Raw genomic sequence first — 18,838 nt, forward strand, 5'->3', positions numbered from 1 at the left:
TTGGGCAAGTTTAATTTAATGTAAATTCTCTTTTTAATTTGTTTAATTTGTTTAGAACACTAGCGTTAAATTGCTTATCTCCTATACGTAATATAAAACCACCAATAATATTTTCATCAACTATGTTTTCTACTTCAACAGCTTTATTGGTTAGTTCTTTAATTTTTGCTAATACTTTAATTTCAAGATCTTTAGTCATTGGTACAGCCGTTGTTACTTGTGCAACTTCTTTACCATTAAGCTCGTCAAACAATAAGGTGTATTTTTGAGCTACGTTTTCTAAAATATCTATGCGTTTATTAGCTATTAAAATGTTAAATAGCTCTGAGCTTATGTTATTTATGCCGGAGAAAATTTGAGTTAAAGCAGCTTTTTTAACTTCAGATTTTATTACTGAACTTTTTAGTACAAGGCTTAACTCTTCGCTTTCTGAAATTGTTTTAGCTATTGTAACCATATCATTATTTACAGCATCGGCTGCTTTTTGATCGGTGGCTAAACTAAGTGCCGCTTTTGCGTATCTTACTGCTGCTCTAGACATATCCTATCATAAATCTTTTCCAAAGGATAAAGACTTTCTTTTTAATTAATAATTAGTTTAAAGTTGCTTCGCCTAACATAGACTCAACTAATTTTACTTGCTTGTCTTTGTTAGATAATTCTTCGCGCACTACTTTTTCTGCAATTTCTATTGATAAGTTTGCAACTTGAGATTTTAATTCTGAAATAGCCGCTTTCTTTTCTGTTTGAATAGTAGCTTGTGCCTGCTCCATTAGTTTTGCAGCTGCAGCATTGGCTTCTTCTTTAGCGTCTTCAATCATTTTATTTTTCATCTCACGTGCTTCTTTAAGCATTTCATCACGCTCTGCTCTGGCTTCGTTTAATAACCTTTGGTTATCTGCTTGAAGGTTTTGCATTTCTTTTCTAGCATTATCAGCTTCATCTAATGCATTTTGTATACCTTCTTCACGCTCATTTAATGAGTTTAAAATTGGTTTCCAAGCAAATTTGAACATTAGGAAAAGTATAATTCCTAAAATTAAAACTTGCATAAAAAATAAGCCTGGTGAAAAATCGTTTAATAACTGCTCCATTATCTATGAATTAAATCTTTGTTCTTTTTTGTTGTTTAATTTTTTAAACATTTCCTGCAACCAACCGTTACAGGAAAATGTTTTTTGATTTGTTTACCGAAAAATTATTTTCCTAAGATTAAAGCACCAAATGCTAAACCTTCTAATAATGCTCCGATGATGATCATCGCTGTTTGGATTTTACCAGCAGCCTCTGGTTGACGAGCAATACCTTCCATTGCTTTACCACCAATTTGACCTAAACCGATTCCTCCACCGATTACGATTAATCCTGCTCCAATTAAATTGTACATACTAATTGATTTATATAATTAAACAAATTCTTATTAAATATTAATGTGCATGTTCGTGATCATGCTCTTCTACCGCCATACCAATAAATAGAGCCGATAACATTGTAAAAATAAATGCTTGTAAAAAGGCTACTAAAATTTCTATAACAGATATAAATAATGTTAACAATAACGACATACCTGTTGAGGCTACTGGCCCAAATTGGTTTTTTAAAGTTATCATTAAAGCAATTAAGCTCATTACCACAAAGTGTCCTGCTGTTATGTTTGCAAACAAACGCACCAGTAATGAAAATGGCTTAATTAACACAAAACCAACAAGCTCTATTAAAGCTAACACTGGTCTTAATATTTTTGGTACACCAGGCATCCAAAGTGTGTGTGCCCAAAAGTCTTTACTTCCGTTGGTTAAATAAATTACAGCTGTAAATATTGCTAAACATGCTGTTACTGCAATTTGCCCTGTAACGTTAAAACCAAGCGGTGTTAAACCTAATAAGTTCAATATCCAAATAAAAAAGAAAACCGTTAACAAGTAAGGCATGAATTTTTTGTACTTTTTCTCGCCAATGTTTGGTCTTGCAATATCATCTCTAACATAAAGCACTAACGGCTCTAATAAACGCCCCACACCAGTTGGTATTGCTCCTTTTTTGTAACCTCTAGCTAATGAGCTAAAACCAAGTAACATTAATAAACCAGCTAACAACATACCAAATACACTTTTGGTAATAGAAAAATCTAAAACTTTGTGCGCATTTGTTGCGTGATGATGATCATCAAAAACAACATGATCTGCACCTTCATTTAACTCATAAATTTTACTGTGGATTTTTACCAGTTTTACATCTCCTTTTTCAACAATAACATGGCCATCATCATTATGATGAAACTCTGAAGACATGAAAGTTTTCAAGCCTTTGCTCGTCCAAACAATTACAGGTAATGGAAAACCAACATGTTTTCGCTTACCTGCATCATTTGTATAAGAATACAATGCAAAATCGTGCGAATCTGCTAAGTGATGTTTAATGTAAGCGTTAATGGATTCTGGTGTATTTACCTGCCCTTCTTTGTTGTCTGTTGAACCACCTGAAGTGGCAAAAGATGTTAATGAAGTCAATACTACAGCTAGTACTGTAAAAAATTTGATAGATTTTGTTGCTATCATCATACCTTTAGTTATGGTCCTTAAATTTTCGTGCAAAGGTACACAATTAATTATAACTACAAACCCTTTTTAATCTTTGTTTTCTTTTGGTTAATTTTTTCTGAATCTATTTGTTATTTAATAGTTTAGAAATAGCAACAGTTTCAGCAATTAAAAAAAGAAACAACGGAATTACTAATGAAAATCTTTCGGGTTTAGTTAAAGAGACATCAGTAAAAATTGTAGATTGAAAAATAAGTACAAAAAAGCCTATTTTTAAAAATATTGAAGCTAAAAATGCATATCCTGCTTGGTTTGGTAGTTTTGCTGATACAATTTCAACAATAGTATATACTAAAATTGCAGATACTGCATAATATAAATACACGTTAAATAATGAAAACACCAATGCCATTTCATTGGTATTTAAAACATAATTATGTAAAAAGTAAAATACAATAAAAAGCACTACTATGGCTGTAGCAAAAAATGCTATACGCTTAATCATTATTTTTATTTGATATGTTGGTTACTTGTATTATTACAGATACCATGGCAAAAAAAACGGCCACTAGTGTAGTAATTTTTGTGTACAGTGCGTTATTGTTTTCAAATTTAACATCTAGCCACGCGCCTAATTTTGAGCCTAAATAAATTGTTAAGCCCATTTGAATGGCCATTGTGGTAAACCTTAAATAAACATTAAGCTGTTTTTTCGGTTTTCGATTTTTGTCCTCCATTCATTTCTTTAACAGCACCTTTCATAGCACATGTTACATTAAATGTTGCACCAGGTTCAACGGCAAGTTTACCTGCTATAACTTCGCCTTCAATATGTGCTGTAGATTTTAATGTTAAAGTACCAGACAAGGCTAATTTTCCAGAAAACTTACCTTCAAAATAAGCATCTGTTCCTTGTAATGTACCTTTAATAAAACCAGCTTTACCAACCACTATTTTACCGGTGGTTTTAACATTACCTTCAATAAGGCCATCAATTCTAAAATCTCCTTCACTGGTTAAATCTCCAACAATTTTTGTGCCTTGAGCAATAATATTCTGACTCGATGAACTTTCTACCATTTTGTTTTTTTTATTTTCTGAAAACATAAAACTACATTTAGTTATTATATACGCTTAAATAAGCATTTAAGTTTTTATGAATTTGTATTATTTGATAATTTGCTGATGCCATTGCAATATAAGGCTCTTTAATTTTTTTAGCATCTTCTTTAGTTAACAACTGGTTAAAAGTTTTTGCAACTTGCCCGTTTTTTAAACCATGAACCACTACAAAAGTTGTATTTGTATTGTAAACATCAATTGACGATGTTAAAGTATAATATTTTATGTTTTTAAGCACCTCATTTAATGTTTTTTGAAATATTTGCAAAGTTTGTGGGGTGCTGTCTTCAAACTTAAAAACCACCTTGTAATGCCCAGATAAGTCTGCAGTTTCATCAACAAACTCGTTACTTGCCATTTTGGGTAATACTTTGTTTTCTATGTCTTGTGCATGTAAACCTTCGGGCGTGTTGGCATATGTAACTGCTATGTAATTTATAGCTTTTTTGTAAGCCTCATAACCGTTAAGCCTACCTAAAGCGGTTGCTTTTAAAAGCTCAAATTTTGGCACTATAGCTTCACCATCATACAAATTAATATATTCTTTAGCTTTTGAAATAACGGTTGCGTATTCTTGGTTTTGATGTTTTTCATACAAATTTTCATATAAACTTTCTGGACTATTTTCATCTTTTCCCGATAGTAAATCGGGGTTATTTAAAATAGTAGCATACCTAGACTCTGGGTAATTTGTAGTAATATCGTTTTTAGCAATTTTGGCTTCATCATTTTCACCTAACGCTTCATAAATTTTATATAAATTATATTTTGAAGGAAGCACCAAACGTTCTTCAGGGTTGCTTTGTAATAAATTTTGAAACTTACTTTTTGCGAGTTCAAACTCTTTAAATTTTTCCTTGTAAATTAAACCCAGTTGGTAGTAAGCATAATTGCGTTCTTTTGAAATGCTATCAATTTCTTTAGCTTCCGAAGGTATTTGAGCTATATAAAACTCTGGTTTGTAACGCTCCTCATTATTTGCTTCCAAAGCATCATTACCAACAGCAGTATTTACAGCGCCTCCAGTGCTACTTTTTTTAGACCAACGCCAATTATCACCTAAAGCTCTATTGCCCCAAATTTTTACAAACTCGTTTTTACCAAAAGCTACCGTTGTTGGATTGTAAAAATAAAATACAGCTGCTTGCCCAGGCAAACCACCAGCGCCACTTGTACGAATACTATTATTTGATGTAATTAAACCGCTATTGCGTTGTAAGGCTTCCTGTTTTTTAAGCGCTTCTTTTTCGGCTTCGGCTTGTTGTTTTAATGTTTCAATGTAAGCTTCAAAATAGGCTGTTTTTTCGGCTTCGGGTAATTTAACCAAGTGTAAAATACTATCATTCACTTGGGCAATGGCTTCATAGTGAATAACATCATCTAAATTATCTCTTTTACGTTTTATTACGCGGTATGGTTTTGAGTTTAAAACCAAATTAGCCATGGTGCTATCATAATACAAACCAGCATCTCTATATAAAGATTTTTCAAAATGCATATCGCCTAAAATTTGATAATTTCTGGCGTTTAATATGTTGTCTTTTGATTTTTCTTGTAAAGACTTATTAAAGTATTTTGATGCAATAGAATCTGATTGATGTTGTAAATGAAATGCGCCTATTTGGTGATATATTTTATCTAGAAATGGGCGGTTTTCTCTATTTTTTTCTAAATCTGAAAGTAATTCTAAGGTTTCAAATTTATTATCGGTTTCGGCATTAAAGTTTTTTACTTTTTCTAAGTGCGCCGAAATCATATAAATTCTGGGTGTTTTTCGGTTAAGCTCAATAACTTTATTAAAAGCTATGTTTGCACTGTCTTTATGACCTAACTGATTGTATAATTGGCCTTGTATAAACCTGTAGCGCCCACGCTCATCATTACTTTTTGTGGCCTTTGCGGCAATTTCTAGTTGTGTAATAGCGCTATCAACAGATTTTGTGTTAATGTAGGCTTGTGCCAACATTGATGTGGCATCTGCTAAATCTTGCCCTTCTAATTCTTGCTGATATAAAAGGCGTTTAAGGTTTGTTATTGCAAGTTCGTTATTATCTAGCCTAATGTTTGTTTTTTCTCTCCAAACTTTGGCTTGATTTATTTTATCACTAGCCGGGTATTTGTAAAGTATATAATTAAAAGCTTCTATGGCTGGTATAAAACGCTGATCAAAATAACGTGCTTTACCTAAAAGTAAATAGGCTTCATCCATTTGAGGATTTTTTTCTTTACCCTCAATATTCATACTGTGTTTTTGTATGGCTTTTACTGCCTTTTCTTCGGCTCTTGTAAAGTCTTGATTTTTAGATTGCCCTGGCAGAATAACCTCATCAGAAACTTGCATACGCTCAATGGGTAGTACACTCCAATAATCATCAAAATACCCTTGATTTAAACTATTTCTACCTTGCTCTAAAGCATTGTATCCATTATAAAGCGCGTTAAACTCTGCTGTTACAGCATGAAAGTTTCTGCTAATAAATTTGTCTTTTTTTCTGGAGCAACTCACTATTAAAAATGTTGCCAAAAAAAAGACAGATGTAACTTTATAAGATGTGTTCACCGTTGGTTATTTTAGTCTAAATACATAACTAATTTACATAGCTATTATTATATGATAGACGTAAAAATAAACATCTTTTCTAATAAACCTATAAATTATACCAAAGTTCTAGCCTGCAAAGTGCGCTTCTAGCTCTTTTAAGGTGGCTTCACTTGTTTTTATATCCTTTACAATTGCACCTTTTTCTAATACTACAATACGCTCGCAAACATCGGTTACGTGAAGTAAATCATGACTAGAAATTAACACGGTTACGCCTTTAGTTTCAGCTAAATTTTTAACGATGCCTTTTAAGCGTATTTGCGTTGTAGGATCTAGGTTTGCAAAAGGTTCATCTAAAATAATAACTTCTGGGTTACCAATTAAGGCAGCCACTATGCCTGCTTTTTTTTGGTTTCCTTTACTTAAATCTCTTAAATATTTTTTTTGCCCTAAAATTTCACCGTGAAAAAAATCTTCGTACTGGGCCACCAACGCATCAACATCGGCTTTATTTTGCCCTCGTAATTCACCAATAAAATAAAAATACTCTTCGGGTGTTAAATAGCCAATTAAGAAGCTTTCATCAATAAATGCCGATGTAAATGGTTTCCAATCTTCACTTTTATCAACTTGAATGTTGTTATTAATAATATGCCCTGTTGTTGGTTGAATTAAATCTAACAACAGACTAAAACAGGTGGTTTTACCGGCACCATTATTACCTACTAGCCCAAAACTTTGGCCTTTTGGTATTTCTAAAGTTTCAATATTTAAAACCTGTTTATTATTATATTTTTTTGAAAGGTTTGATGTTGTTATCATAGTTAGTTTGTATTAACTTTCTTGATTAAAAGCAGCTATCATTTGGTATTTTGATGCTGTATATTTTTTTGTAATAAGTTTCATTAATTTTTGGTGTAGTACAATACCAATTACTCCCAAAACACCAATAACAGTGCAAGCAACTTCAAAATTTATTAAAAAATAAATAAGTGCAAATAAGCCCAATGGCAAAAGCAATAATGGTATGCCAATTAGCCATTGTACTGCACCTGTACCTTGATAATTAAATGCTGCTTTTTGATCTAAGTTTATTTTTTTTCTGTTAAAAGAACCGCCCCACATTATTACATGCGTATTAACGCCAATGTTATAAATAGCGGCCACAAAATGTGCTATTAACACCTTATAACCAAAGTAAACATAAGGTATGCCTAGTACAAAAAGTGCCACAACACTAAAAGCCATTAAAGTGAATTTAGATTTTAGGTATTGTTCATATTTTATATTTTGGCTCATTAACAGCTTGTAATAACCGCTATCCCAGGCAGGAATAAACTGCCCAAAGCTTATTAAAAATATACCTGTTGAAAACACACCTATAAGCATAAAAAACCAAGTGGCGTTTTGATATACTGGTTGCGGATAAAAAAACAAGCCATACAACAAGCCCATAACCAAAATCCAAACAGATGATTTTGTGCGTTTATTACGCAAAATCATTTTTAAATCTAATTGAAGAAAAGGCGCTATGTCACCAAAATTTTTAGTCCATTCTAAATTAGCTGCATTAACTTCTTTTACTTTTTCTTTTAAGCCGCTATCTAAAAACAATTTTTTGTGTAAAATATTAAAGTTGAAACCATACACAACGCCTAAAATTACAATGGGCGTAATTAAGTAAAGCGGGTTATGAGCAATACCCATAACTGCCGATGACAGCAAGCTAGATAAATTAATAATATTAAAATGGTTTAGGCCAAAAAGCACACCTGTTAATAATATTATTGGTAAAAAAGACAGTTCGGTTTGTGCCGATAAACTTTCTAAAATAAAATTTAAAAAATTGTTTATTAAAATAACAAGTATAAGCACTAACCACCAAATAATTACAGTTTGTACACTTTCATTTCCATTAATTATTAACGTTATACCAAAAGGAATTATGGTTAATAATGGTAAAAAATTAGCAAATGAAACTACTGATTTTTTTAAAACATAGTTTACAATACTACTGCGTTTTATTGGCAATGTTAGCAACGGTTTTACACTCATTACTGGTAGCTTTTGGAAAAAGAACCTAAATAATAAATCGGCTAAAATCCAGAAAAATATAAAACTATTAAATGCTACAAACGGACTTACATTAGGGTGTGTTTTACCAAGAATTTTAATCATAAAAAAACCAGCAAACGAAAATATAATTGCAAAATATAGCAGGAAAAAGCCCATTAATATTTTTACAGCAATGCTTTTACCCAAAGTAGCCGACCTAAAAAACGCCTTCCACTCTAGGTTTAAAAAATGTTTTATCATAGCTTAATTATATTTTTGTGCAATAGCCTGTAAATCCATTCCCCATGATTGGCCAACCAACATAGCTTTTTGAGTTAAACCCAATTGCTTTTCGGCAAGTTTTTTACCTAAGTTGGTTTTATAAAAAGCAGTAAGTTCTTGTATTTCCTCTTTAGTAAACTCTTCCATGTATAAATTGGCTAATTTTTCATACAAGCCTCCTAATGTTGCAGTAGCTTCTTTGGTATAATCGGCCTTTTTATCATCACTAACCATTACACCTATTTGGCTAATAGCGTTTTCAAACGCTGCACCGGCACCTGTTAGTTTTATAAATTCTATAGTTTCGTTTTTAAAAGTAGCAGCGTCTTGCGCATTAACCTGAACTGATAGTGCTAAAAAAAACAAGCAAATAAAAATAGATTTTTTCATAATATTATGTGTTAAAGTGTTAGTTACGTATGGTTAGTAAGTGTTTTTTAGTAATTGTTACAAGTTTAACTGTTATTTACAAATCTACTTAGTTATTTTTGTACAAAAATTTTACGCATGTCATCATTTCATTCACTAAGCATAAAAAACATAATTAAAGAAACCGCTAATGCTGTTAGTATTAGTTTTAATCTTCCTGAAAATTTAAAAGATACTTTTGCTTTTAAAGCAGGCCAATATATTACTTTAAAAACTACAATTAATGGCAAAGAAGTAAGACGTGATTATTCTTTATGTGTTGCACCAAATAGTAACGAATTAAAAGTTGCTGTAAAAGAAGTGAAAGATGGCACCTTTTCTGCCTTCGCAAACAACAAATTGCAAGCTGGTGACACGCTTGAAGTTGCACCACCAAACGGACGTTTTATTTTTGAACCCAACGATAAAAAAACTAAAAACATAGCCCTTTTTGCAGCAGGCAGCGGTATTACACCTATTTTAAGTATAATTAAATGTGCTTTACAAGAAGAAGTTAATAGTAAAGTTATTTTGGTTTATGGCAATAAAACCACGCAAGACACCATGTTTTTAAATGAATTGTTAGAACTTCAACACAAATATAAAGACCGTTTTTCTATACAATTTCTATTTAGCCAAAAAGATGAAGACAATGCCCTTTTTGGTAGAATAGAAAAAAGCACCGTTAACTACATTATTAAAAACAAACATAAAGATGTAGTTGTTGATGCCTTTTACCTGTGTGGACCCGAAGCTATGATAAACACTGTTAAAGATGTATTAACAGAAAATGGTATAGATACTAATAAAATTCATTTTGAATTATTTAAAGCTGCAAAACCCGAAACCAAAAGTGAAGAAGTTGTTTCTAACGGAAACACCAAAATAACAGTTATTGTTGATGATGAAGAATCTACTTTTGAAATGCCTCAAAAACAAACCATTTTAGAAGCTGCCTTAGATAATGATTTAGATGCACCTTACTCTTGCCAAGGTGGTATTTGCAGTAGCTGTTTAGCCAGAATAAAAGATGGCGAAGCTACCATGCGCCAAAACAATATTTTAACAGAAAACGAAGTTGCCGAAGGTTTAATTTTAACCTGTCAAGCACATCCAACCTCAACTTCTATTGTAGTTGATTATGATGATGTGTAAATTCAAAAGAAACAATATAGCCTCCTTATTTATCTTTCAAAAAAAAACACTTTAATGTTAAAATAGTATAATATTAGGGTAATATAGTTTATGTTTTAGTGTATTCTATACTCTAGTTTAGTGATTGTATTTTTTTATTAGGAACAGATTTCATAAATATATTTATATTTTACAATTTCAAAGAAGAAACCCGTTTCAAATTTGAACCCTATGTAGTGATTTGCTTTTAAATAAAAAGTAAATTATATTTTAATAAATTAAATTCACAAAAAAAACCATTTATTAAAACTACATTCTTATATTTACGTTAATATTATTTGTAATTACACAATCTTTTAAGTGTATTATTAAATTTTAAACAAAAACTTAAACTAAACTATTATGACACTGAAATTAATTGCGCTTTTAAAAGTAAGCCAAAACCACAAAAAGAAAACCTAGTTAATAGCGTTTTACCTTTAACAAACACTTAAGTGTTTGAAATTTTTACCACATATTAAGTATTACCAATACTTTAAAAAAATACACACTACCGTTCTTATGGTTGTTTGTGTGTATAACTAATTCAACTTAAACTAAAATAATTATGAAAAAACAATTAACTAAGCTATTTAGGATTAGTCTGTTCTGTGGACTTGTACTAGCCCTTATGAGCTTTCAGGAAATTTCAGCCCAACAAACAGTTCAAGGAACCGTTATTGATGAAGCTGGAGTTGGTATACCTGGAGCCAATGTAATAATTAAAGGTACCACCAAAGGCACCGTAACAGATTTTGATGGTAATTTTAGCCTCAGCGCTTCATCTACTGATGTGCTTGTGGTATCATTTTTAGGCTACATTACACAAAATGTAACTGTAGGCAATAAAACATCTATTAAAATTACATTAGCCGAAGATGCTGCTCAACTTGATGAAGTTGTAGTTGTTGGTTATGGTACCGCTAAAAAAAGTGATTTAACAGGATCTGTTGGTCTTATTTCATCAAAAGAATTATTAAAAGCACCTATTACAAAAATTGGTGCTGGTCTACAAGGTAAAGTTACCGGTGTTAATATACAGCAGACTACTGGTGCTCCTGGTCAAGGTTTAAAAATTAGAATTCGTGGTGGTAGTTCTATTAACTACTCAAATACACCATTATATGTAATTGATGGGTTTATTGGTGCAGATATTTCTACTATCAACCCAAATGATATTGCATCTATCAACTTCTTAAAAGATGCTTCGGCTACAGCAATTTATGGGTCAAGAGGTGCTAATGGGGTAGTACTGATTACAACCAACGCTCCAAAATCAGGGAAACTAACTGTTTCATTTGAGAGCAACATTGGTTTTAGTAATATGATTAATAAATATGATATTTTGGAAGCTCATGAGCAAGCTGAATTAATGAATGAACAAAGAGCATCATTAAATGAGTCCCCTTTCTTTACGCAAAATGAAATAGATGCTTTAAGAATTGTAGGAGGTACAGATTGGCAAGATTTGGTTACTCAAAGTGGTTTTAGACACAACCATACATTAAACGTAACTGGTGGTAATGATAACCTTAAATATTTCTTTTCTGCCAACCACTTAGATGAAGATGGTGTTATTAAAAACTCATTTTACAAAAGAACATCTTTACGTTCTAACATAGCTGGTAAAATAAGTGATAAAATTAGCTTTAAATTTAACACCTATGGTGTGCATACAGATTCTCAAGGTAATGGACAGGGAACAGCTGGTACTGGAAACATAATAGGTAATGCCGTTATTTACCCTCAAATGTGGGCATCTAGAGATGATGATGGTAACTTCATAGACGGTACAACAAACAATAGTTATAACGGCGCCTTCTTAGTTGGTAGATTACCAAACCCAGAAATGGACGTTCGCCAAAATCAAGAATCCCTAAGTGATAGAATTTTATCTAATATTGACATAGATATTAACTTAACAGATAAACTTACCCTTGTTTTAGGAGGTGCAGGAAGTTTAACTAGTTCTTACTCTGGTCAAAGAACCCTTGAAGACTTTATTGATATTACAAGATCTAACGTTACTGCGCAACAAAATTATGGGAGAAACAATAGCTGGTTAGTGAATAGTAGACTTACTTATGAAAATGATTTTGGAAATCATAGCCTTAAGGCAGATGCTGTATACGAATTTACTAAATCTATTAATCGTAACTTAACATCTGCTGTTGGAGATCTTAATTCTTTAGGTAATGAGTGGTATTTATTACAAAATGGCCAACCCTCTTCTACATTATCTAATTACGGTCAAGGTAAAATACGCTCTTATATGGGTCGTGTTAACTACAGCTTTAAAGATAAATATTTATTAACTGCTGCTATAAGAGCAGATGGTTCTTCAAGATTTCAAGATGATTACAAATGGGGATATTTCCCATCTGCAGCATTTGCTTGGAGAGTTTCAGAAGAAGATTTTATTAAAGACTCAGAGTGGATTGATAACTTAAAGCTTAGGCTTGGTTATGGTGAAACTGGTAATACAGCTATTGGTTACGGCCAAACTCAAGCAACGTTTGCAGGAGACCCTACAGCAAGAAACTTTGGTTGGTATCCTCTAGATGGTGGTGTTCCCGTTCAAGGTGTGGTGCCAGACGTTACATTAACTAGTTTAGACACCCAATGGGAAACTACCACATCTTACAATGCTGGTTTAGATTTTAGTATTTTAGGCAGCAAATTATCTGGTACTGTAGATGTATACTCTAAACAAACAACAGGAGTAATTATTCAGCAATCTGTTGCCAGATACACTGGTTTAACAGGTGTTCAAGACAACTTTGCAAATATTGATAATAATGGTGTAGAAATAGGTTTAAATTGGAAAATTAAGAGCACTGAAGATTTCAATTGGACAGCCTATGCTAACTTTTCTAGAAACAAAAATATTGTACAAGATTTAGGTGGTGATTTAGAAGAAATTTTTGTTGAAGATGAACAACCTCTTGGTATTTGGAGTTTAGTTGGTGGCAATAAAAAGTTTGTTGTAAGAAAAGGAGAATCTCTTGGCGCCCTATACGGTTTAAAAGCTATAGGTATTTGGCAAGCAGATGAAGCTGCCGAGGCTGCAGCGTTTAACTCTGGCCCAGGTGAAGTTAAATATGAAGATCTTGATGGTAGTGGTGATATTTCTGCAGCTGATAGACAAATTATTGGTCAAACACAACCAGATTTCACTTATGGAATAGGAACTAGTGTAGCCTATAAAAATTGGGATTTATCAATACAAGGTATTGGTTCTGTAGGAAATGAAGTTTATAACTGGACAGATAATAGATTAAATTACGGCATTTTAAGTACAGGTTATAGAGATAGATGGTCTCTAACTAATACAAGTTCAACACAACAAGTAATGCCTTACGGCACAGATTATTCTCTTAACTATGTTGTAAGTCAATATGTTGAAAAAGCGTCATTCTTTAAAATAAGTAACTTAACTTTAGGGTATAGTTTACCACAGTCTATTACAGACGCTTTAAAAATATCTAACTTTAGATTATATGCTAGTATGGATAATGTGTTAACTATTACAGATTACTCCGGATTAGACCCTGAAGGCTCAAGTACGCCAGCAAACAGTGACTCTCAAGCAGGTGTAGATGCATTCTCTTATCCATTAACAAGAACAGTGTCTGCAGGTCTTAAAGTAACATTTTAAATAAAAAATTAATTGAATATGAAACGATTTATTTTAACAAGTAAAATTCTTTTTATAGCTACCCTATCCCTAGTAGTTTGTAGCTGTGAAAGTTTAGATGAAGGGTCTGAAGGATTACAGTCTTCAGGAACCTTTTATTCTGATGAAAACACTCTAGATGCTGGTCTTTTAGGTATCTATGGTACATTACGTAGAAATATTTGGGGTTTAGACAACTACTCACATTACTGTGGTGCAGATGATTTAACCTCTAGATTAGGGAGTAACAAATGGGTAGTACTAGAAGCAGACCAATTTGCAAGAACAGAAGGTAACGCTTGGTCTACTAATGATTGGAATGGAAATTATAGCACTATTTATGCGGCAAACTCTTTTATAGCAAATGCTCACCCTGAAGGTGTTGATGAAGCCGTTGTAAATGCTGCACATGCTAATGCCTATTTTTTAAGAGGTTTATGCTACTTTAGGTTAGCAACTACTTTTGGAGATATACCAATGCCACTAAGTCCAGATCCTGACTTTGAAATGACAAAAACTCCTAAAAGAGACGTTATGGAGCAAGTTATTAGTGATTTTGAATATGCAATCCAATGGGCTAATAATCCTAGAGACACAGACCCATCTGTTAATAATGGTAGAGTAACTAAAACTGCTGCAAGAGCATTTTTAGCAAAAACATATATGCAATTAACAGGATACCCTTACAATGAAACTGATAAATGGGTTCAAGTTAAAGACCTAACTAACAAAATAATAACAGATGGTGTTTATTCTTTAATGGATGATTTTGCTAAAAATTTCCAAGATCCACATCAAATTAATAAAGAAGTTATTCATGCACATATTATGGGGTTTGAAAGCTGGCCTATTATTACTCAAAATAGAGTTTACGGCTTTAGATGGGCAAACTGGATGGATATGTACATGGAATGGACTTATTTTAATAATTTCCCAGAAGGATATAGAAAAGAATTCTCTACTGCAACAGATGGCAACCCTTTTTACACCACATTTGGAAACCCAATTGTAACTAAATATACTTGGGGTACAAATGCACCGAACTCAACCGATCCTGTTAATCATGTTTTTGAACATGCTTGGCAAACCTCAAATGATAGAATTGCAATGCGCTACGCTGAAGTTTTATTAATGTATGCTGAAGCTTGTGCTAACACTAATGATCCTGATGAAGCTATTGATAAATTAAACATGGTAAAACGTAGAGCTTATGCTATGGGATCAACAAAACAAGCCGAAGTAGAAGCGTTACCAGCAGGTTTTTGGATGACTGCAGACCCTGCAGTTGATTATACTGCTGTAGAATTAAACACTACTGAAAAATTAGTTGACGCTATTGTAAACGAACGCGCATACGAATTTTTAGGTGAAGTTGGTGGAAATAGATGGTTAGACCTTGTACGATTAGAAATGGTTGCAGAAGTTACTGCAAACAGAGACTCTAGAGAAGTACCATTGATAGGAGACCCTTCAGACAAATCAACTTGGTGGACTCCAATACCATCTGGTGATGTAGTATTAAATCCTAATTTAGGAGAATAATTAAAATATTTTAGTTAAAATTAAAAAGGGCAAGAGTAATTACTCTTGCCCTTTTTTATATAAATAACTTAAAAAAACTTCTTTCTTTTAAAAACAATCTCTTTAGAAAATATTACCTAAAAAAATAAACCTTTTAAGGATATTAGTCTTTTTTTAACTATTGTAATAAACTTTTAGTTTTTTCAATAATTTGGTTAGTTGAAATACTAGCTGCTGCTTTTACATAACCCTCAGGAAATTTATTGCCGTAAATTGATGTTGGTATTTTAGGGTATTTATTTCTATCAGGGATTAACGCATAATCCTCTGGTTGGTTAAACGGTGCAAAACCTGCGTACGGATGGGTTACACCCCAAATTGTTACCACTTTAACACCCAACATAGCAGCAATGTGCGCGTTGCCAGAATCCATTGAAAGCATAACATCTAAATTTGAAATAACATCTAACTCCTCATTTAGGGTTAATTTACCAGCCAAATTTACAATGTTATCTAAACCATTTGCCATGGTATTTAAAGCATCAATCTCTTTTTTTCCACCACCAAACAAATACACTTTATAATCTTTTGCCAGCGCTTTTATAACTTCTTCCATTAAAGTTAACGGATACATTTTACCTTCATGTGCTGCAAATGGCGCAACACCTATTTGTTTTTGTTTAAAAGCGCCTAAAAGTGCTTTGCAGTTTTTGTTTAAAATGGGTTTTTCAGGAAAATTAGGATTACTTAAGTCTATTGTAAAACCTAAAGTTTCAAACACATCGGTATACCGCTGGTGTGTTGTTTTTAAGGGTTGAAAAATTTTACCTGTAGTTAATGCCTTTTTTTCGGGGCGACCTTTATTAATTTGCTTAAATGGTTTTCCTATTAAAAAAAATTTCAGAATGTTACTGCGTAAAACATTATGCAAATCGGCCACAGCATCAATTTGCAGTGCTTTAATTTCTTTTGAAAGTTTATAAAGCCCTAGAATGCCCTTATGCCTATTCTTCAAATCAGCCGAAAGCACTTCAACCTGTTTTAAATCTCTAAAAAAAGGTGTAAAAAAACCCCGAGTTAAAACAGTAATTTTAAGCTCGGGATATGTTTGTGTTAATGCTCTTAAAACCGGCACTGTCATAGCAACATCGCCCATAGCTGAAAGACGAACAACTAATATGTGTTTAGGATTTGGCATTTTAGTTTATGAGACGGCTGAATAACCTTTAGTACAACAACTCTATTTTTGAGAGCGTAAAACAGGGTTCAGCTCATCGTCATTATACATTTTCATTTGTTTATACACTTTCATGTACTTATCGCCCTTTTCAATATCGCTTAAAAGCGTATCTATAGCCGTTGATAAATCTATGCGTTGTTCTAGCAAAACGTCTAACTTTTTTTGGCAAGCTGCTCTATGTTCGTCTGTAGCATTGGTGCGTGTTGCTTCTTCATTCATATGATAAATTTTCAAAGCTAAAATAGACAACCTATCTACACCCCAAGCAGGACTTTCAGTATTTATTGTTGCATTATCTTTTGGTGTTACATGGCTATATTTTTCTAAAAAATAACTATCAATATACTCCACCATATCTGTTCTATCTTGGTTTGATGCATCAATTTGTCTTTTCAATTTTAATGCAGCAACAGGATCTATTTGTGGGTCTCTAATTATATCTTCATAATGCCATTGTACTGTATCAATCCAACATTTTCTGTACAATAAATGCTCTAGTAAATTATCTTTACCATACTTGTTTTTAAATGGCTGATCTACGGTATCAATTTTATGATATTCTTCAATAACTTCTTGAAAAATTTTATTGGCTAAATCTGTAAACATAATGTATTAATTTAATGCGCAAATATACTTTAATTTAATAACTTTACTTACTAAACAATACACGGGTTTATGCAGCTTCATAACATTTCAAAAGAAAACTCTATATTAAACACTTTTATTGCAGAAATTAGAGATAAAAACATACAAAATGACCGCATGCGTTTTAGAAGAAATATTGAACGTATTGGTGAAATTTTAGGTTATGAATTAAGCAAAACTTTTAACTACAAGCCTAAAATTGTTGAAACGCCTTTAGGCAAAAGCACTGTTAATTTAACTACCAATAATGTTGTTGTTTGTTCAATTTTAAGAGCCGGAGTACCGTTACATAACGGTTTATTAAATTATTTTGATGATGCTGAAAATGCTTTTATTTCTGCCTATAGGCATCATAAAGAAAATCCTGAAAGTTTTGAAATTGTAGTTGAATATTTGGCTTGTCCTAATTTAGAAGGTAAAACGCTTATTTTGGCAGACCCTATGTTAGCCACAGGGCAATCTATGGTTGCAACTTTTGAAGCCTTGAAACCTTTTGGAACCCCAGAGCAAATTCACTTAGTAAGTGTAATTGGATCTAAAATAGGGGTTGATTTTGTAAATGATAATTTTGATGATAACGCTCATTTATGGATTGCCACGGTTGATGATACATTGAATGATAAAGGCTATATTTTACCGGGTTTAGGTGATGCTGGCGATTTAGCTTTTGGCGAAAAACTGCAACGCTAATAACACCAAAGGCACTACTATTAAAATGCCTAAAAACAACTCTTTAAACCATTTTTCTTTAACGGTTTCTAAATAATTGGTAATAATTATAGTTAGCGGCGCAAACATAAATAAAAACTCACTTCCTGTTTTGTTGGGCGCTAAAAACACAATTAAAAAGGCTATAACATAAGCTATTATAACCACTTTAAACAACGCTCTGTGTGCTTTCTTTTTCTTTTTAATATTTTGTAAATAAAATAACGAAGACCACAAACCAAACGACAATAAAACGGTTATTGCAATTATAAAATGTGCCGCGTTGTAAGGGTTAAAATTATAACTAACTTGCCAATTAATATTTACTACACTAAAAAAAGAATTATACAAAACTATTGATGCGCCAACAGCTACCGTAAAAACTGTAGAAACAGCTACAAAAGGTATTACCCAATGCCTAATATTTTTGTTTGCATATAATGCAAGTGTTGCCAAAATAAGAACAAAAAATATTATGGCCCAAAAATAAAATAATGAGGCTATGGCTATCCAAACAGCAGCATCAAAGAGTTTTTGTTTTTCATTTTTTTCTGAGCGTAAACTCATAATACGTCTAAGCGATAAAAGAACAAAAAAATTAGAAAATACAATATTTACGTTTAAAGTTGTGTTTGGAATAAGTAGTAAAAACAGACTAAAAAGTAATATATCATAATTACTAAGCTTGGTTAAACTGTTTTTACCAACTATAAAACTTAGCATAAAAATTGATAAAAATATAACCAATAACAAGCCCAATTGCTTAAAAATATACCATGTTGAAATGGGTGTGTTTGCAACACCAAACCTTGCAGAAAAAAAGGCTAAAAGCGTTACAAAAAAAACAATAAAGAAATTTATTGATTTAGATTTACTAAAAATACTTGTAATCATTAACTGTTTTTGTATTTTTGCTTTGTAAATAT

The 18,838-nt window shown here is 32.2% G+C and carries 18 protein-coding genes; 4 read left to right on the forward strand and 14 right to left on the reverse strand.

What is annotated here, in order from left to right:
- Positions 1 to 10: 10 nt before the first annotated feature.
- The 11 genes from atpH to ACYX4H_RS05355 form a co-directional block, all read right to left on the reverse strand.
- Positions 11 to 541 carry an ATP synthase F1 subunit delta gene (gene atpH / locus ACYX4H_RS05305; RefSeq protein WP_476238188.1) on the reverse strand — a complete coding sequence of 177 codons (531 nt, stop codon included), beginning with the start codon at positions 539 to 541 and terminating at the stop codon, positions 11 to 13.
- A 52-nt stretch (positions 542 to 593) separates the two neighbouring features.
- Positions 594 to 1,094, reverse strand: coding sequence for a F0F1 ATP synthase subunit B (locus tag ACYX4H_RS05310; RefSeq protein ID WP_475295084.1), 501 nt, complete (start codon positions 1,092 to 1,094; stop codon positions 594 to 596).
- A 104-nt stretch (positions 1,095 to 1,198) separates the two neighbouring features.
- The gene (gene atpE, locus ACYX4H_RS05315) at positions 1,199 to 1,387 is read right to left on the reverse strand and encodes an ATP synthase F0 subunit C (protein WP_004569351.1); all 189 of its coding nucleotides are present in this window, start codon (positions 1,385 to 1,387) and stop codon (positions 1,199 to 1,201) included.
- A 40-nt stretch (positions 1,388 to 1,427) separates the two neighbouring features.
- A complete protein-coding gene (gene atpB, locus ACYX4H_RS05320; protein WP_476238189.1) occupies positions 1,428 to 2,561 on the reverse strand; it encodes a F0F1 ATP synthase subunit A in 1,134 nt (377 codons plus the stop codon).
- 103 nt (positions 2,562 to 2,664) lie between these two features.
- Entirely contained in the window at positions 2,665 to 3,045 is a 381-nt protein-coding gene (locus ACYX4H_RS05325) for a DUF6168 family protein (protein WP_476238190.1), read from the reverse strand.
- Positions 3,038 to 3,277, reverse strand: coding sequence for an AtpZ/AtpI family protein (locus tag ACYX4H_RS05330; protein WP_475295081.1), 240 nt, complete (start codon positions 3,275 to 3,277; stop codon positions 3,038 to 3,040). The genes ACYX4H_RS05325 and ACYX4H_RS05330 overlap by 8 nt, the downstream gene beginning before the upstream one ends.
- On the reverse strand, positions 3,240 to 3,647 hold the full coding sequence (locus ACYX4H_RS05335; protein ID WP_475295080.1) for a bactofilin family protein: 408 nt from the start codon (positions 3,645 to 3,647) through the stop codon (positions 3,240 to 3,242). The genes ACYX4H_RS05330 and ACYX4H_RS05335 overlap by 38 nt, the downstream gene beginning before the upstream one ends.
- A 10-nt stretch (positions 3,648 to 3,657) precedes the next feature.
- Positions 3,658 to 6,186, reverse strand: coding sequence for a type IX secretion system periplasmic lipoprotein PorW/SprE (gene porW / locus ACYX4H_RS05340; protein WP_476238192.1), 2,529 nt, complete (start codon positions 6,184 to 6,186; stop codon positions 3,658 to 3,660).
- A 144-nt stretch (positions 6,187 to 6,330) separates the two neighbouring features.
- Positions 6,331 to 7,026, reverse strand: coding sequence for an ABC transporter ATP-binding protein (locus ACYX4H_RS05345; protein ID WP_476238194.1), 696 nt, complete (start codon positions 7,024 to 7,026; stop codon positions 6,331 to 6,333).
- Between the two features lie 12 nt (positions 7,027 to 7,038).
- Complete coding sequence (locus ACYX4H_RS05350) at positions 7,039 to 8,520, reverse strand: DUF5687 family protein (RefSeq protein WP_475295077.1); 1,482 nt, start codon at positions 8,518 to 8,520, stop codon at positions 7,039 to 7,041.
- A gap of 3 nt (positions 8,521 to 8,523) precedes the next feature.
- Entirely contained in the window at positions 8,524 to 8,931 is a 408-nt protein-coding gene (locus ACYX4H_RS05355) for a DUF2059 domain-containing protein (RefSeq protein ID WP_475295076.1), read from the reverse strand.
- 117 nt (positions 8,932 to 9,048) lie between these two features.
- On the opposite strand from ACYX4H_RS05355, the gene ACYX4H_RS05360 reads away from it, so the two are divergent.
- The 3 genes from ACYX4H_RS05360 to ACYX4H_RS05370 all read left to right on the forward strand — a co-directional run bounded on the left by ACYX4H_RS05360 (position 9,049) and on the right by ACYX4H_RS05370 (position 15,340).
- Positions 9,049 to 10,104 carry a 2Fe-2S iron-sulfur cluster-binding protein gene (locus ACYX4H_RS05360; protein ID WP_475295075.1) on the forward strand — a complete coding sequence of 352 codons (1,056 nt, stop codon included), beginning with the start codon at positions 9,049 to 9,051 and terminating at the stop codon, positions 10,102 to 10,104.
- A gap of 586 nt (positions 10,105 to 10,690) precedes the next feature.
- A complete protein-coding gene (locus tag ACYX4H_RS05365) occupies positions 10,691 to 13,780 on the forward strand; it encodes a SusC/RagA family TonB-linked outer membrane protein (protein ID WP_476238196.1) in 3,090 nt (1,029 codons plus the stop codon).
- Between the two features lie 18 nt (positions 13,781 to 13,798).
- The gene (locus ACYX4H_RS05370; protein WP_476238197.1) at positions 13,799 to 15,340 is read left to right on the forward strand and encodes a RagB/SusD family nutrient uptake outer membrane protein; all 1,542 of its coding nucleotides are present in this window, start codon (positions 13,799 to 13,801) and stop codon (positions 15,338 to 15,340) included.
- Between the two features lie 157 nt (positions 15,341 to 15,497).
- Here the strand turns inward: ACYX4H_RS05370 and ACYX4H_RS05375 are convergent, their stop codons facing one another.
- Positions 15,498 to 16,517: a glycosyltransferase family 9 protein gene (locus tag ACYX4H_RS05375; RefSeq protein WP_476238198.1), complete on the reverse strand. Its 1,020-nt coding sequence runs from the start codon at positions 16,515 to 16,517 to the stop codon at positions 15,498 to 15,500.
- Positions 16,518 to 16,559: 42 nt separating this feature from the next.
- Positions 16,560 to 17,165, reverse strand: coding sequence for a DUF4254 domain-containing protein (locus ACYX4H_RS05380; protein WP_476238199.1), 606 nt, complete (start codon positions 17,163 to 17,165; stop codon positions 16,560 to 16,562).
- Between the two features lie 69 nt (positions 17,166 to 17,234).
- Here ACYX4H_RS05380 and upp point away from each other — a divergent pair, with 69 nt between their 5' ends.
- A complete protein-coding gene (upp, locus tag ACYX4H_RS05385; RefSeq protein WP_476238200.1) occupies positions 17,235 to 17,894 on the forward strand; it encodes a uracil phosphoribosyltransferase in 660 nt (219 codons plus the stop codon).
- On the opposite strand, the gene ACYX4H_RS05390 is transcribed toward upp, so the two are convergent.
- Complete coding sequence (locus ACYX4H_RS05390) at positions 17,865 to 18,806, reverse strand: DUF6427 family protein (protein WP_476238201.1); 942 nt, start codon at positions 18,804 to 18,806, stop codon at positions 17,865 to 17,867. The two genes, upp and ACYX4H_RS05390, sit on opposite strands and share 30 nt — an antisense overlap.
- Between the last annotated feature and the right edge of the window lie 32 nt (positions 18,807 to 18,838).

The organism is Seonamhaeicola sp. ABD4_340, assembly GCF_056312135.1.

What these genes read in the sequence shown, in the direction of transcription:
- atpH (WP_476238188.1), bottom strand. Translation starts at nt 541, where the DNA reads ATGTCTAGAGCAGCAGTAAGATACGCAAAAGCGGCACTTAGTTTAGCC.
- ACYX4H_RS05310 (WP_475295084.1), bottom strand. Translation starts at nt 1,094, where the DNA reads ATGGAGCAGTTATTAAACGATTTTTCACCAGGCTTATTTTTTATGCAA.
- atpE (WP_004569351.1), bottom strand. Translation starts at nt 1,387, where the DNA reads ATGTACAATTTAATTGGAGCAGGATTAATCGTAATCGGTGGAGGAATC.
- atpB (WP_476238189.1), bottom strand. Translation starts at nt 2,561, where the DNA reads ATGATGATAGCAACAAAATCTATCAAATTTTTTACAGTACTAGCTGTA.
- ACYX4H_RS05325 (WP_476238190.1), bottom strand. Translation starts at nt 3,045, where the DNA reads ATGATTAAGCGTATAGCATTTTTTGCTACAGCCATAGTAGTGCTTTTT.
- ACYX4H_RS05330 (WP_475295081.1), bottom strand. Translation starts at nt 3,277, where the DNA reads ATGGAGGACAAAAATCGAAAACCGAAAAAACAGCTTAATGTTTATTTA.
- ACYX4H_RS05335 (WP_475295080.1), bottom strand. Translation starts at nt 3,647, where the DNA reads ATGTTTTCAGAAAATAAAAAAAACAAAATGGTAGAAAGTTCATCGAGT.
- ACYX4H_RS05345 (WP_476238194.1), bottom strand. Translation starts at nt 7,026, where the DNA reads ATGATAACAACATCAAACCTTTCAAAAAAATATAATAATAAACAGGTT.
- ACYX4H_RS05350 (WP_475295077.1), bottom strand. Translation starts at nt 8,520, where the DNA reads ATGATAAAACATTTTTTAAACCTAGAGTGGAAGGCGTTTTTTAGGTCG.
- ACYX4H_RS05355 (WP_475295076.1), bottom strand. Translation starts at nt 8,931, where the DNA reads ATGAAAAAATCTATTTTTATTTGCTTGTTTTTTTTAGCACTATCAGTT.
- ACYX4H_RS05360 (WP_475295075.1), top strand. Translation starts at nt 9,049, where the DNA reads ATGTCATCATTTCATTCACTAAGCATAAAAAACATAATTAAAGAAACC.
- ACYX4H_RS05365 (WP_476238196.1), top strand. Translation starts at nt 10,691, where the DNA reads ATGAAAAAACAATTAACTAAGCTATTTAGGATTAGTCTGTTCTGTGGA.
- ACYX4H_RS05370 (WP_476238197.1), top strand. Translation starts at nt 13,799, where the DNA reads ATGAAACGATTTATTTTAACAAGTAAAATTCTTTTTATAGCTACCCTA.
- ACYX4H_RS05375 (WP_476238198.1), bottom strand. Translation starts at nt 16,517, where the DNA reads ATGCCAAATCCTAAACACATATTAGTTGTTCGTCTTTCAGCTATGGGC.
- ACYX4H_RS05380 (WP_476238199.1), bottom strand. Translation starts at nt 17,165, where the DNA reads ATGTTTACAGATTTAGCCAATAAAATTTTTCAAGAAGTTATTGAAGAA.
- upp (WP_476238200.1), top strand. Translation starts at nt 17,235, where the DNA reads ATGCAGCTTCATAACATTTCAAAAGAAAACTCTATATTAAACACTTTT.
- ACYX4H_RS05390 (WP_476238201.1), bottom strand. Translation starts at nt 18,806, where the DNA reads ATGATTACAAGTATTTTTAGTAAATCTAAATCAATAAATTTCTTTATT.